At 34.0% G+C, this 14,632-nt stretch carries 11 protein-coding genes; 3 read left to right on the top strand and 8 right to left on the bottom strand.

Going from position 1 to position 14,632, the window contains the following annotated elements:
• Positions 1-7 precede the first annotated feature (7 nt).
• Entirely contained in the window at positions 8-391 is a 384-nt protein-coding gene (locus tag ACSSV5_RS08775) for a Rid family detoxifying hydrolase (protein ID WP_454245571.1), read from the top strand.
• Positions 392-396: 5 nt separating this feature from the next.
• A complete protein-coding gene (locus ACSSV5_RS08780) occupies positions 397-2,121 on the top strand; it encodes a sodium:solute symporter family protein (protein ID WP_454245572.1) in 1,725 nt (574 codons plus the stop codon).
• A 1-nt stretch (position 2,122) separates the two neighbouring features.
• On the opposite strand, the gene ACSSV5_RS08785 is transcribed toward ACSSV5_RS08780, so the two are convergent.
• From ACSSV5_RS08785 to ACSSV5_RS08815, 7 genes are read right to left on the bottom strand one after another with little or no spacing between them, the layout of a single operon-like run.
• The gene (locus ACSSV5_RS08785; RefSeq protein WP_211066283.1) at positions 2,123-2,851 is read right to left on the bottom strand and encodes a shikimate dehydrogenase family protein; all 729 of its coding nucleotides are present in this window, start codon (positions 2,849-2,851) and stop codon (positions 2,123-2,125) included.
• A complete protein-coding gene (locus tag ACSSV5_RS08790) occupies positions 2,844-3,869 on the bottom strand; it encodes a DUF368 domain-containing protein (protein ID WP_454245573.1) in 1,026 nt (341 codons plus the stop codon). Before ACSSV5_RS08790 ends, ACSSV5_RS08785 begins: the two co-directional genes overlap by 8 nt.
• Positions 3,870-3,871: 2 nt before the next feature.
• Positions 3,872-4,792, bottom strand: a complete 921-nt coding sequence (locus ACSSV5_RS08795) for a DUF368 domain-containing protein (protein WP_454245574.1) — start codon at positions 4,790-4,792, stop codon at positions 3,872-3,874.
• Positions 4,782-7,193 carry a glycoside hydrolase family 31 protein gene (locus ACSSV5_RS08800; protein WP_454245575.1) on the bottom strand — a complete coding sequence of 804 codons (2,412 nt, stop codon included), beginning with the start codon at positions 7,191-7,193 and terminating at the stop codon, positions 4,782-4,784. The genes ACSSV5_RS08795 and ACSSV5_RS08800 overlap by 11 nt, the downstream gene beginning before the upstream one ends.
• A gap of 48 nt (positions 7,194-7,241) precedes the next feature.
• Entirely contained in the window at positions 7,242-9,146 is a 1,905-nt protein-coding gene (gene glgB / locus ACSSV5_RS08805) for a 1,4-alpha-glucan branching protein GlgB (RefSeq protein ID WP_454245576.1), read from the bottom strand.
• On the bottom strand, positions 9,139-10,773 hold the full coding sequence (locus tag ACSSV5_RS08810) for a trehalose synthase (RefSeq protein ID WP_454245577.1): 1,635 nt from the start codon (positions 10,771-10,773) through the stop codon (positions 9,139-9,141). The genes glgB and ACSSV5_RS08810 overlap by 8 nt, the downstream gene beginning before the upstream one ends.
• Complete coding sequence (locus ACSSV5_RS08815; RefSeq protein WP_211066277.1) at positions 10,773-12,716, bottom strand: alpha-1,4-glucan--maltose-1-phosphate maltosyltransferase; 1,944 nt, start codon at positions 12,714-12,716, stop codon at positions 10,773-10,775. The genes ACSSV5_RS08810 and ACSSV5_RS08815 overlap by 1 nt, the downstream gene beginning before the upstream one ends.
• A gap of 245 nt (positions 12,717-12,961) precedes the next feature.
• On the opposite strand from ACSSV5_RS08815, the gene hpf reads away from it, so the two are divergent.
• The gene (gene hpf / locus ACSSV5_RS08820) at positions 12,962-13,264 is read left to right on the top strand and encodes a ribosome hibernation-promoting factor, HPF/YfiA family (protein WP_454245578.1); all 303 of its coding nucleotides are present in this window, start codon (positions 12,962-12,964) and stop codon (positions 13,262-13,264) included.
• Positions 13,265-13,336: 72 nt separating this feature from the next.
• Here hpf and ACSSV5_RS08825 read toward each other — a convergent pair whose 3' ends face one another.
• Positions 13,337-14,602 (bottom strand): tetratricopeptide repeat protein, encoded by a 1,266-nt coding sequence (locus tag ACSSV5_RS08825; RefSeq protein WP_454245579.1) that lies wholly within the window; start codon positions 14,600-14,602, stop codon positions 13,337-13,339.
• Between the last annotated feature and the right edge of the window lie 30 nt (positions 14,603-14,632).

The raw sequence follows: 14,632 nt of genomic DNA on the forward strand, positions 1-14,632 counted from the left end.
ACAACATATGACAAAGCAAATCATCAATTCTAACCACGCACCAAAACCTATCGGTCCATATAATCAATCTGTAAAATTTGGAAACTTACTATTCACTTCTGGACAAATTGCTTTGGATTTGGATGGAAATTTAGTTCAAGATTCTATAGAAATAGAAACGCATCAAGTTTTTAAAAATTTAAAAGCCATTCTTCACAAAGCCAATTTGAATTTTGAACACGTTATTAAAGTGAGTATATTTTTAAAAGAAATGTCAGATTTTGAAGTTGTCAATTCAGTCTATAGTCAATATTTTAAACCTGAAAATGCACCCGCAAGAGAAACGGTTCAAGTTGCCAAGTTGCCTAAAGATGTCAATATAGAAATTAGCCTCATAGCTGGTACAGACTAAAGCCTATGAGTTTATCCTTTATAGATTGGGCCATTGTTGGAAGCTTTTTTGCTTTAAGCTTATTTATAGGAATTTACACCTTAAAATATAGTAGCAAAAGTGCTTCAAACTTCTTTTTGTCTGGCAGAAATATGCCTTGGTGGGTTCTTGGGGTTTCTATGGTGGCAACAACATTTGCTGCCGATACGCCAGGTTTGGTTGCTGGAATCGTTAGACAAGATGGCATCAGTGGCAATTGGGTGTGGTGGAGTTTTCTATTGACAGGAATGCTTACGGTTTTCTTTTATGCTAAACTTTGGCGTAGAACTGGTATCACAACCGATTTGGAGTTTTATGAGTTGCGTTATAGCGGCAAAAGTGCTTCATTTTTAAGGGGATTTAGAGCTTTGTATCTTGGTGTGTTTTTTAATATCGTAATTATGGCAACGGTTTGTTTAGCTGCCATCAAAATCGGTCATGTTCTTTTTGGTTTTTCTGCAACAAAATCTTTAATTATTGCTTGTAGCATTACAGCCTTTTATTCAATGTTAGGTGGCTTAAAAGGTGTGTTGATTACTGATTTTGTTCAATTTATTATTGCAATGACAGGTAGCATTTGGGCCAGTATTTATGTGGTCAATAGACCTGAGATAGGTGGTATTCAAAATTTAATACAACAGGTTGATATTCAAGATAAACTCAGTATGTTTCCTGATTTTAATCAACCAGAAGTTTATGTTCCGCTTTTTGTAATTCCATTAGCCGTTCAATGGTGGAGTGTTTGGTATCCTGGTGCTGAACCTGGCGGCGGTGGCTATATTGTTCAACGTATGCTGGCTGCAAAAAACGAAAAACACGCCACCTTGGCTACCTTGTTTTTTAATGTCATGCATTATGCCATCAGACCTTGGCCGTGGATCATTATGGGTTTGGCTTCAATTGTGATTTATCCAAATCTCGTTGACCTTCAACATGCATATCCAAACCTTAGTCCTGAATTTATCAAAAATGATTTGTCTTATGCGGCTATGCTTCAGCTTTTACCCGCGGGTTTGATCGGTATCGTTGTTACATCGCTCATTGCAGCATTTATGAGTACAATCTCAACCCACTTGAATTGGGGCAGTAGCTATATTGTCAACGATTTTTATGTCAGATTTATCAAACCTGAAGCTTCTTCTAAACAGCAAGTCCTCATTGGAAGACTTTCTATATTGATTATGATGTTGCTATCAGCTTTGTTGGCTTTTGTTTTAGAAGAAGCTAAAGACGCCTTTGACTTGCTTTTGCAGATCGGTGCCGGAACGGGCTTGCTATTTATTGTGAGATGGTTTTGGTATCGTATAAATCCTTATAGTGAAATTACTGCAATGTTGGTTTCATTTGTTATTGCTTTGGTGTTTTTTATCAATAAGAAAAATGATTATTTCTGGTTTGAAATTCAGCAATACGAAGAACTCATCTATGGTGTTGTCATCACTAGTTTGGCATGGATATGCGTAAGTTTATTGACAAACCCGAGCAACAAAGAAACCTTAAAATCTTTTGATCAAAAAGCGTTTAATAACACGTCAAAATTTCATAATTTCAGATACCAAATCAGTTCATTTTTGGCTGCAACTATCGGTGTTTATGCTCTTCTTTTTGGTATTGGACAAGCTATTTTTGGCAACTTCACTTCTACTCTATTTTCAGCATTGATATGTGTGATTTGTTCGATAGTGGTTTATAAATTTTGGAAAAAGATATAAATTATTGATTCCAAATTTTCCAGGCTTTTTCAGCTTGAAATTTTAGCATATTGTAGCCGTTGCATATTTTGGTCTTTTGTGCTTTACCTTGAGCTAAAAACGTGCTGATTTTAGGATTGTAAACCAAATCATACAACAAGTGTTTTGAAGTTAAATATTGATATGGAATATTTGGTGCATCTTCTATATTAGGATAAGTGCCAAGTGGCGTACAGTTGATAATTAGATAGTGAGATTTCATTAATTTTTCATCGATATCTGCATAACCAATTTGATGTTGTTGGGGTTGTCTTGATATTATTTTATAGCTAATATCAAAAGATTTTAAGGCATAACAAATCGCTTTTGAAGCACCACCAGATCCTAGAACTAAGGCTTTTTGATGGTGTTTTTCTAACAAAGGAAACAGCGAGGTCATAAATCCATAAACGTCGGTATTAAAACCGTGTAACTTATTGTTCACAATTTTGATGGTATTTACCGCTCCAACGGCTTTTGCTGTTTTATCTAATTCGTCTAAAAATTCAATTACACTTTCTTTGTATGGAATAGTCACATTTAAACCTTTAAGGTTTTTTTCGCGATTCAATACAGTTTTGATTTTTAAAATATTATCGATATCAAAATTCTCATAAACGGCATCAATATTTAAGTCTTTAAACTTTTGATTAAAATAAGTTTTTGAAAATGAGTAGGCTATATTTTTTCCTATTAAACCGTATTTAAGCATAGCGTGATGTCTTATTTCGTTTATCATACCAAACTAAAAATAAAATAACAGAAACACCAATAAGTATAAAAAAAATAGCGATATAGGTTGATGATGAACTAAAATCTGGCCAAAAGCGTTGATAATTTTTAATGATAGGTTGATGATTTGAATCATACAAAATTTCGCCAAATTTATTTCTATCATATATTTTTTCTTTCCAAGGCCAAACCACGCCCAGACTTCCAGTAATAAACCCAATGATAATTGCAAAAGTAATATCTTTAAAACGTTTCATCACATAACCCAAAATATGAGAAATACTCACTAATCCTAAGATTGAACCTGCTGTAAAAACCCCTAATATTTTTAGTAAATGAATGCGTTGAGCATTATCGACAAAGTTAAAATCCCACTGAATAATTTCAGCTATAGTATCATAAAGTGCATTGACAGAATCGACTAAAAGCAACACATAATTTCCCATCAAGATAAGCAAAAACGAACCAGATAAACCCGGCAAAGTCATACCAGAAACACTGACAAAGCCACAAAGTAGCACAAACCAAAGGTTATCATTTTGTGTTGCTGGCTCTAAAAAACTAATGAATAAACCGCAAATTGTACCTAAAATAATAAACAAAATCTGTGCTTTTGACTTTAAGTTAAAATCAATACTGAGATAATAAATAGAACCTAAAATCATTCCAAAAAATGTAGCCCAAACGTATATTTCAAATCTTAATATCAAATAGTCTAATATTTTTGATACGCTGAAATAACTGATAATCATACCTAAAACGAGAAGGCTGATAAATTTGTAATTGATATATTGTAGAAAGCTTCTAAACCTTCCATTAAAAATCAACTTTAAAGCTTTGGTATTAAATTTTTGTAAGGAATAAATAAACTCTTCATAAAAGCCAGCCACAAAAGCAACAACACCTCCAGAAACGCCTGGAACTTTATTAGCTGCACCCATAGCAATTCCTTTTACTACGAGCAGAATTTTGTCTGTAAAACTGCGAGTGGCTTCCATACTTATGACTTCTTATACGACCACTTTTCTAAGATTAAAATTAGCACAAAACCCAAAATAGATAGAACAACTGCTGATAAAATTTGTGGATTGCCTTCAAAAGCATTAGGCCAAACTGATTTTTGACTTAAAATAACTTCTTTACCGTGTATAATTTCTGAATCAATAATGTTTTTCCACGGCCAAATTTTATTGAGAGACCCAATAATAAAACCGGTTAAAATAGAGAGAGTCAAGTTTTCATAACGTTGAAACAGCCATTTTAAAAGTCGAGAAAAAGAAAGCAATCCAACAATCGCTCCAGCAACAACAACGGCTACAGTTTTGATTTCTAAATTACTGACAGCTTCTATAATTTGCTTGTAAGCACCTAACAATACCAAAATAAATGCACCTGAAATGCCTGGTAAAATCATAGCACAAATGGCTAAAGCACCACAAAAAAACAAATACAACAAGCTTTGCGTTTCACCAGCTGGAGTCAAAGTTGTAATGAAATAAGCCACAACCGAAGCTATGATTAAAGCAATGATATAGCTCAATTTCCATTTCGGAATTTGCTTGCCAATATACCAAACACTGGCCAAAACCAAGCCAAAGAAAAACGACCAAACCATCACAGGATGTGTTTCTAAGAGATATTTCATCAATTTCATCAAAGACAAAATACTAATGCCAATTCCGATGATTAATGACAACAAAAAAGAACCGTTGAGTTGTTTCCACATTGCTAAAAAACCGCGTTGTTTCCAAGTTTTTAATAAACTAAAATCAACATTGCTAATGCTGGTGACCAACTCTTCGTAAATCCCAGTAATAAAGGCAATTGTCCCACCAGAAACGCCAGGTACAACATCGGCTGCACCCATGGCTATTCCTTTGAGAGAAACAAGAATATAATCTTTAAACTTTCTATCGGTCATTGTTTGATTTGATGTGAATTTCAGAAAAATTCTTGGTGATTTTGAAATTGGTTTTGGACTCATCAAATTCTAATTCGTCTAAACTCACTTTTACGTTGTCAATTTCAATTTCAAATATATCAAATGGCAAGCCAATCAAATTAATTTTAAAATAATCGTATTCGGTGTTATACTTTCCGAGTTTGTGTTGAGTGATGATTAAATCATCTTTTTTGCCAGTTAGTTTAAAATTTCTGTAGCTATATCGCCCATTTTGATAATCGTAACCATCTTGAGCATCTTCGTAAACTTGTGACTTTTCTTCGCCAAATTTAAAATAGATGTCAAGTTTTAATTCTTTAATTTCAAGTTCTCCAACGTATTGTTGAACAGGATATCTCGGAATAATAGCACCAGCTTTGACATACACAGGAAGACTGTCCATATCAGCATCGACCCACATTTCTTTACCACCGCTAAAACGTGTATTGTCCCAAAAGTTATACCACTCGCCTCTCGGAAAATACATTCGTCGCCCTTTGGAGTTGGGTTCCAAAATTGGACAAACTAAAATTTTGTTTCCAAAAATAAATTCATCTGTTCTAAAATGGGTTTGTGGATCGTCTTGATCAAAGTAAACCAAAGGTTTTACTATAGGAATTCCTTCTGTTGAATACTGATAAAATGCTGTGTATAAATAAGGTAAAAGCGTATAGCGTAGCTCAATAAATTTTCTGGTGATGTCAGTCACTTCATCATCAAAGCTCCAAGGTTCTTGGTCGCCGTGATGACCGCTTGAGTGCGTTCTGCAAAACGGATGAAACACCCCAAGTTGAATCCATCTGACAAACAATTCGCTGTTGGGTTGCTCTGCAAATCCACCAATATCTGAGCCTGTAAACGCCATTCCTGATAGATTCATACGCTGAATTTGAACATTGGCAAGCCACAAGTGTTCCCACGTGGCTACATTGTCGCCTGTCCATGACGTGCCATATTGCTGAGCACCGCTATAAGCTGAACGAGTAATCACAAAAGGTCTTTTAGGATAAGCATATTTTTTGACGCCTTCAAAAGTGGCTCTTGCCATTTGTGTGCCATAAACATTATGTGCTTTTCTGTGGCTACAAGGATGACCGTCGTAATCGTGTCTGACATCATCGGGAAAAGTTTTGTTAGGTACTTCCATTACCGCAGGTTCGTTCATATCATTCCAAACGCCTTTGACACCAACTTCTGAAATCAATTCTTTATATAAATCTGCCCACCATTCTCTCACTTCTGGTTTTGTGAAATCAGGAAAACAACATTCACCAGGCCAAACTTTACCAATCATATGTGGTCCGTCAGCACGTTTGCAGAAATAATCTTTTTCAATACCTTGTTTATAAATGTCGTATTCATCATCAATTTTTATTCCTGGATCAATTATTACAATGGTTTTAAAACCATCATCAGCCAATTCTTTGACCATTTTTCTCGGATCTGGAAAGTATTCTTTGTTCCAAGTAAAACACCTAAAACCATCCATATAATCAATGTCGAGATAAATACCGTCACAAGGAATTTTAAGTTCTCTAAACTTTTGAGCAATTTCTCTAAATCGACTTTCAGGATAGTAACTCCATTTAGATTGATGATAGCCCAACGCCCATAATGGTGGTAGTTCAGCATGACCTGTTAAATTTGTATAATTGCTGACTACGTTTTCCATTTTTGGGCCATAAATAAAATAGTAATTCATCTCACCACCTTGAGCCCAAAAACTCGTGATGTTGTGCCGTTCTTGACAAAAGTCAAAAAATGTTTTAAATGAGTTGTCAAAAAAAATCCCGTATGCTTGTTGATGATGCATACCTATATAAAATGGAACAGCCTTGTATATTGGATCTTTATCTTTGGTAAAGGCGTATTCGTCTGTTGGCCAGTTTTGAATGCGTTTACCTCTTAAATTAGAATGCATAGGTTTGTCACCCATGCCGTAAAAGGCTTCTTTTTCTTGAGTTATTTTACTCATTTTCACAACGTTGCCGCCTTTTTCGTAAAACTCTTCATAATGAAATCCCAACTCATCTTCATTGATAAGCTGACCATTAATATCATATATTTTCTTTTGAAGACTTTTCTTTTCTATTTTACAGACCAACTTTGATGTGGTAACGATATAGTTTTCAACATCTTCAGAAACTTCAAGTTTGTTATATCCTTTGATGATTTTATCAGAAATAGCATAAGAAAAATCCTCTTCTAACTGTCCTCTTGTTCCATATCTAAATCTTAAAACACTGTCTCTTAATACGCTAAGTTCTAAAACAATATTGTTTTTGGTTTTAAAATATAATTTATCAACATTTTGATCAAAAGAAACGATTTCATCAGGAAATTGATTTCCTAACAAATGCAACTCGGTGTTTGTTATCATAGTTTAAGTGATTGATTTTTCACAACGCAAATATAAGATTTGGTTTGTTTAAACCGCTTTAAAAATTAAAAATCCTAAAGGAGGTAAGTCGAGATTTACCGATGTATTTTTGGCGTGATGTTCTACGGTTTCAACTTTTGGATTTGAATTTTTGTAATAGCCTGTTCCGCCGTAGATTTTATCATCAGAGTTAAGTAGGAGCTTAATCGATTTAACACCCTCAATACCAATACGATAGTTCTCACGTGGTACAGGTGTAAAGTTGCAAACCACGATTAATTTGTGTTCATCTTTGTCTTTTCTGATGAAGGATAAAACTGAATTTTCTGCGTCATTATAGTCAATCCATTGAAAACCTTCGGGTATAAATTGTTGGTCATACAGGGCTGATTCTGATTGATAAACTGAATTGAGTTTTTTGACTAATTCTAAAATACCTTGATTAAGATTGTTTTCTAATAAATGCCAATCCAAGCTTTTTTGAAAATTCCATTCGTCGTATTGTCCAAATTCGGCACCTTGAAAAATTAAATTTGTACCAGGATGCGTAAACATATAGCCAAATAGCAATCTTAAATTGGCAAATTTTTGCCACTGATCGCCTGGCATTTTATTAACTAAAGACCGCTTGCCATAAACAACTTCATCGTGAGATAAGGGCAACATAAAATTTTCAGTAAAAGCGTAATTCAAGCTAAAAGTCAATTCGTTGTGATGATGTTTTCTGTAAATAGGTTCTTTAGAGAAATACTCTAAAGTATCGTTCATCCAACCCATCATCCATTTCATCCCAAAGCCAAGACCGCCTAAAAATGTAGGTTTTGAAACTTTTGGATAACTCGTTGATTCTTCGGCAATGGTCTGAACATCTGGATAATTTTTATAAACTTCTTCGTTAAATTCTTTGATGAATGAGACGGCTTCAAGATATTCGTTTCCACCATAAATATTTGGTTCCCACTCGCCTTCTTCTCTGGAATAATCAAGATAAAGCATTGAAGCTACGGCATCAACTCTTAAGCCATCAACGTGGTATTTGTCTAACCAAAACAAAGCATTGCTGATCAAAAAAGCCTTGACTTCATTTCGACCGTAATTAAAAATCAATGACTTCCAATCAGGATGATAACCTTTGTTTCTGTGTGGATGTTCATATAAGTGCGTACCGTCAAAAAAGCCTAAACCGTGAGCATCTTCGGGAAAATGTGATGGTACCCAATCTAAAATGACTCCAATATCATTTTGATGAAATTTTTCTACCAAACTCATAAATTCTTCTGGATAACCAAACCTTGAGGTTGGTGCAAAATAGCCCGTAATTTGATAACCCCAACTCGGGTCGTATGGATATTCCATAATGGGCATAAATTCTACATGAGTAAAATTGAGTGATTTGACATGTTTTACCAAATCTTCTGCCAATTCTAAAAAGCTTAAACTCCTGTCTTCTTCAACTATTTTTTTCCAAGATCCCAAGTGGACTTCATATACAGAAAATGGAGATTTAATTGAGTTTTTAGATTTTCTGTTTTGCATCCAAGTACCGTCTTTCCATTTTTTGTCTAATTTCCAAACCACAGAAGCAGTTTTTGGTGGATGTTCACAACGTTTAGCAAAGGGATCTGCTTTTTCAGTTTTGATGTCGTTGTTATGAGAAAGAATTTTGTATTTGTAGATATCGCCTTGTTTTACGCCAGGTATAAAACCTTCCCAAATGCCACTTTCGTCCCATCTGACATTCAATTGATGTTCGCCTTCAATCCAATAGTTGAAATTGCCTATAACAGATACTTTTTTGGCTGATGGAGCCCAAACAGCAAAATAAGTCCCTTCTACTCCATCAACAGTCATCAAGTGAGAGCCTAATTTTTCATAAAGCCTATAGTGTTTACCGGATTTGAAAAGCTCAATATCAAAATCTGAAAATAAGCTGTGTACTTTGACTTTATTCATTTTTGTTGTGTTTTAAAATGTTTACAATTCCTTTAAGCGGAATAATAGACCAACGCGGTCTGGCATTAAGTTCATAACCTAATTCATATATGGCTTTTTCAAGCAAACAATATTCTAATAAAAATTCAATTTCTTTGAGATAACCTATATTCAAATTGTTGTTTTGAACTTTTTGAATATAAGTGTTTAAGAACACACCTACCATATTAGTATAGATTACTTCTGCACTGTGAAATAATTCTTCTCTGGAATGATTGTATTGGTTGAGGTTATTAAATATAGTGGCATAAATGGCATAATTAAACGACCTAAACATACCTGCAACGTCTTTAAGCGGTGGTTGTTTAACTTTTCGGTCTCGAATGGTACTTTCGGGTTCGCCTTCAAAATCAATGATATAGAAATCGCGGTTTTGAACAAGCACTTGCCCGAGATGATAATCTCCGTGTACACGGATGCGTTCGCTTTTGAGTTTACTTTCGTCAAAATCTAAAAAGCGTTTTTTCACTTCTTTTTTGTTGTCCAAAAGGTCGTTTGCCATTTCAAGCATCATACCATCGAGTTTGTGTATATTGTTTTCTAAAAGATTGATACGGTTGTCTAACATATACATCAATCGGTTTTTGAGCCAAACGGTGTAATCATAAGTGTATGGCGTTGGTGTAAAACTGGCATTGATGCGTTCCATGCCTAGTGAGATATGCATTTCGGCAGTTCTGAGAGCTAATTTTTCAACATCTTCAAATATCTCTTTATCAAACCACTGAAGCAGTTTTGGATCGATATCATTTAAGCTTATTTGTTTGTATTTTTTAAGGATTTTTAGCGATTTGATATTGTAATTATTTTCAGCGAGTTTTTTATAGGCTTTTTCAATATTGTTGACAAAATATTCCCAAGCATCACCTTGATTAGGGATCAACTCTTGCATCAAAGCTAAGGTCATAATATTTTTATCGTTAAATCTCAGTGTAATACTTCCTGAATAGCCTGGTGTATTTGTAAAATAACCTTTGTTAGTCAGGTATTTACTGATTTCATAATCTGGGTTTTGGTCGGTGTAAACTCGTCTAAAAAACTTTAAAATGTATTTGTCATTAAAAACAATTGAGGTATTGCTCTGTTCTGCGTTTAAAAACTTTGAACTTTTATATGCGTTATCTTTGCATTTTCGACCGCGTCGATATTCAACTTGATTGTATTTATGCTTATCGCCTTCGACTATTTTATTAAAAATTTGAGCTCTAAAGGATTCTAAAAGTGTAGCATCAACGAGATAACCACGTTCGCCATTCAAATCTATTCTTGCAATGATGTTGTGGTCAACATAATCTTTTTCTTTGACCAAACCAATGGGCATAAAATATTCTTGAACAAATGCTTCTTTAAAATTAACTTCTAAAACTACACCATAAAATAAATCGTTTTCGTCTTCAATTTTAAAAAAATCTTCAATACCTATATATTTTAATGCACTGGCTTTACCACCATACCAGCGTTGCAATTGGATATAATCTTCTAAAACATCACTGCAAAATTCATTGATAAATCTCTTGTTGTTGAATAGATCATCCCACTGGGAATCATATTTAAATATATTATTGATATGGTCTTTTTTTTCTGACATTAAGCTATTTCTAATTTAAAAATGTGAAATGGTAATGAAGGGTTAAGTTCGACATAATTCCACTCGTCATACCAATCGTAATAATCATCAGTAATGAGGTCGGTTAATTTAAAATGTTGACCAGCATTGAGTTTTAAAGCTTCATAAGGTAATCTTAACATCCCTTTTTGAGTGTAATACGAATCGAGATTAACAACCACCAAAACAAAATTATTTTTTTCTTGATTCCATTTCAAGTAGCCGAGAAGTTTTTCATTTTCAATGCTACAAAATTCTATATCATTGGTTTGTTGTAAACTCAATTGGGTTTTTCGGATGTGGTTGATTTTAGAAATCAAATGGGTGATTTTATTTTCAACAAACCAATCCCAATGTTTGATTTCATATTTTTCAGAATTGAGATATTCTTCTTTGCCAATCACCGCTTCGTTGTGCATTTGTTCAAAAACAGGTCCGTAAACTCCTGTGCTACTGGATAAAGTTGCTGCAAGCACGTAGCGGATGATGTGCATAGTTTCATTAGCCCCTTGTAAATGATAAGGATTGATATCTGGTGTATTGACCCAAAAATTAGGTCTAAAATACTCTTTCATTTCTGATTTGGTCAGCTCGTTTATGTATTCAATTAATTCGCCTTTATCCACGCGCCAGGTAAAATAAGTATAAGATTGACTAAAGCCTTGTTTTGCCAACTGTTGCATTACTTTAGGTCTTGAAAACGCTTCAGACAAAAACAAAGTATCTGGATATTCTTTTTTGATATTGTCTATGAACCAATTCCAAAATCTATAGGGTTTGGTGTGTGGATTGTCCACTCTAAATACTTTAATGCCTTGCTCAGCCCAATATAAGCCAATGCTTAATAGTTCATTCCACAGTTCATCAACAGCCTGACATTCAAAATTAAAATTGACTATATCTTGATATTTTTTAGGTGGATTTTCAGCATATTGAATGCTTCCATCAGGTCTAAACTTGAACCATTCGGGATGTTCAGTAAGGTAAGGATGGTCTGGAGCTGTTTGAAATGCCAGATCTATTGCCACTTCAATACCGAGTTCTTTTGCTTTATGAATAAGTGTTTTGAAATCGTCAAGGCTACCCAAATCAGGATGAATGCTTTTGTGACCACCAAGTTTTGAGCCAATTGCCCAAGGCACGCCAGAATCGTCAGGCTCCGCTTGAGTGGTGTTGTTTTTTCCTTTTCTGTTTTTTTCTCCAATAGGATGTATTGGTGGAAAATACAAAGTATCAAAACCCATTTTTGAAACCCGCTCTAACAAGCGTTCACAATCTTTAAATGTTCCGTGTTGAGCTTTATTTTGTGAAGATGAACGTGGAAAAAACTCATACCAAGTGCTGAATCTTGCTTTTTCTCTATCCACATAGATTTGAAAATCTTGTGTTTCTGTAGCAAACTTTTTTGTAGGATAATCAATAAAGAGTTGTTTTAGCCTTTCTGATATTGCGTTATTGCAGGCTTCTTGATATTGGTTTTTGTCTTGAAATAAGTCAATTAAATGTTTGACAAAATTCAAATCATCTTCATTTCTGATTTTATCTTTCAAAACTTCCAAATATTGAACACCTTCGAGAAGTTCACTTTTGACGTGGGTTTCAGCGGCAATTTTTGCAGAAATCCCGTGGTGCCAATTTAAAGCGTGATCAACCCAAGCTCTGAGTTTATAGGTATAGAAACCTTGATGCACCACGTGGAAAAAGCCCTTAAACACATCATTGACTTCAGGATGCAATCTTACAGAAAAGTTGTGTTTATTGTCTTGATGTTTTACTTCAACTTCAGCTTGAATAACATCGTGTCCATCTCCTAAAATATCTGCTGAAATGTTGACAATTTCGTTAACAACACGTTTTATAAAAAAATGACCACAGTTGAGTTGTGGAATTACATTTTCGATGACAATACGTTGCTGTTTAATCATTATTTTGGTTTTGACGTTAAAGTAAGGGAATTTTTAAATGTTTTACAAAAAAAAGCTTGTATAATTTTTAAATTTAAAACTAATCGATACCATTTCTAGAATATATACAGCCTTTTGTTGTATGAAAATTGTCTAACAAGCTTAGCCAAAAGTTTTGAACTATGATAAAAATCAGTTAAGGTTGAAAAGGATTTAATAACTTTGTGATTTATTGTTATCTTAGTAAAAACTTAAACACAAAAGTTATGGATATTAATTTTAATTATGTACATGTATCAGCAAGTGAACGTCTTGAAGAATTTACCTCAAAACGCCTAAACAAATTAAAGGACAGATACAGTTGGATTGTTAGAGCTGAAGTCTATTTCAAAAAAGAAAACACTTCTAGTCCTGAAAGTGGAATGATATGTGAAATAGAAATCAGTGCACCTGGGCAAAATATTTTTACCTCTTCAAATGAAAAAAACTTTGAAGCTGCAATCAGTAAAAGTATAGATGAACTTAAGCGTCAACTTCAGAAGAAGAAAGAAAAAATGACTACGCATTAATTTGGGGTAGCATCAAAAAAAAAGCGGTTGAAATGTTTCAACCGCTTTTTTTTATACTGAATAATATTTAAACTATTCTTGTTTACTTTCTGCTTCTTTAATCAACTTATCAATTTCTTCAGCTTTATCATTTTCTTGAGTTTGATAGTAAATACTCTTCAAGTATTTCATAGCATTGATGTTTGTTGAGTCTAACTCAATGGTTTTCTTTAGATAAGGAACAGCTGTTTTAAGGACTTTGATTTTTTCTGCTTTTAGCTCATCGTATTTTTTGGTTTCAGCAGGCGACATACCTAACTTATTCATTTCTTCAGTGATTTCTCTATCTTTTGCCAAGATAATACTGGCAATATTGTTATAGGCATTGGCCATTTCAGGGTCTAATTCAATGGCTTTTTGATACATTTTTTTGGCTTTATCAAAATCTTCTAATTTTTCAGCACTGACTCCAAGATTATAAAACACAATTGGGTCGTTAGGATTTTTTTCTGCAATTGAAGACATGATTTCGTTATACTTTTTGATATTGCCCAAATTGTAATACAAATCAGCTTCTGCTTGCATTAAAGCAACATCGTCTGGATTTTCTTGTTTTGCGCGTTTCATGGCTTCAATTGCTTTTTCGGGCTTGTTTTGTTCAATATAAATCAATGATATATTTTTAGCAATTTCGCCTGTTTTTGAAGGTGAATTAATATCTTTTGGATCTTTGTGAGAGCCAGACTTCACAGATGCATCTCTAAGAGTTTTATTGCCAAAAGTTTCAACCACTCCTGTCTCAACATTCGTTGCTTGGTAAAGGACTTGAGAACCATCAAAGTTGAGGTCTAAAAGTTGTTTATAATATTTTAAGGCTCTGTCATAATCTCTACCATTCACTGCACTAGATGCGGCGTAGTAAAGATATAATGTGTCTTGTTTTCCTAATTCATAAGCTTTGTAAAGCTTATCGGCAGCTATAAGGTCTTTTTGTTTTTCTTGGTCTTCTACAGCACTGTTGACCAAGGCTGCTCTAACGTCATCTAATCCTTTTTGGGCTTCTTCAACATCTTTTCCCAACTCAATGGCTTGTTGAAAAGCTTCAGCTGCTATTTTCAGGTCTTCAAAAGGAGATCCTATACCATTGGCGAGATAGGCTTTACCTTTAGTGAGCAAATAGGTTGATTGCCATTTTTCATTTTCTTCTTTATAAGTGTTTTCTACTTGTTTTAGCAAAGATTTAGCTTCGTCAAATGCTTTGTCTTCTACAGCATCTTCAGCTTTTCTGATTTCTTTTTTTTGTGCATAAGTTGTTATGACAAAGCACATTAATAATAGTGAAAAAATTGTTGTTTTCATCATTTAAAATTTTGGGTTTTGTTTTCTTTT

Source organism: Psychroflexus sp. MBR-150 (assembly GCF_053628795.1).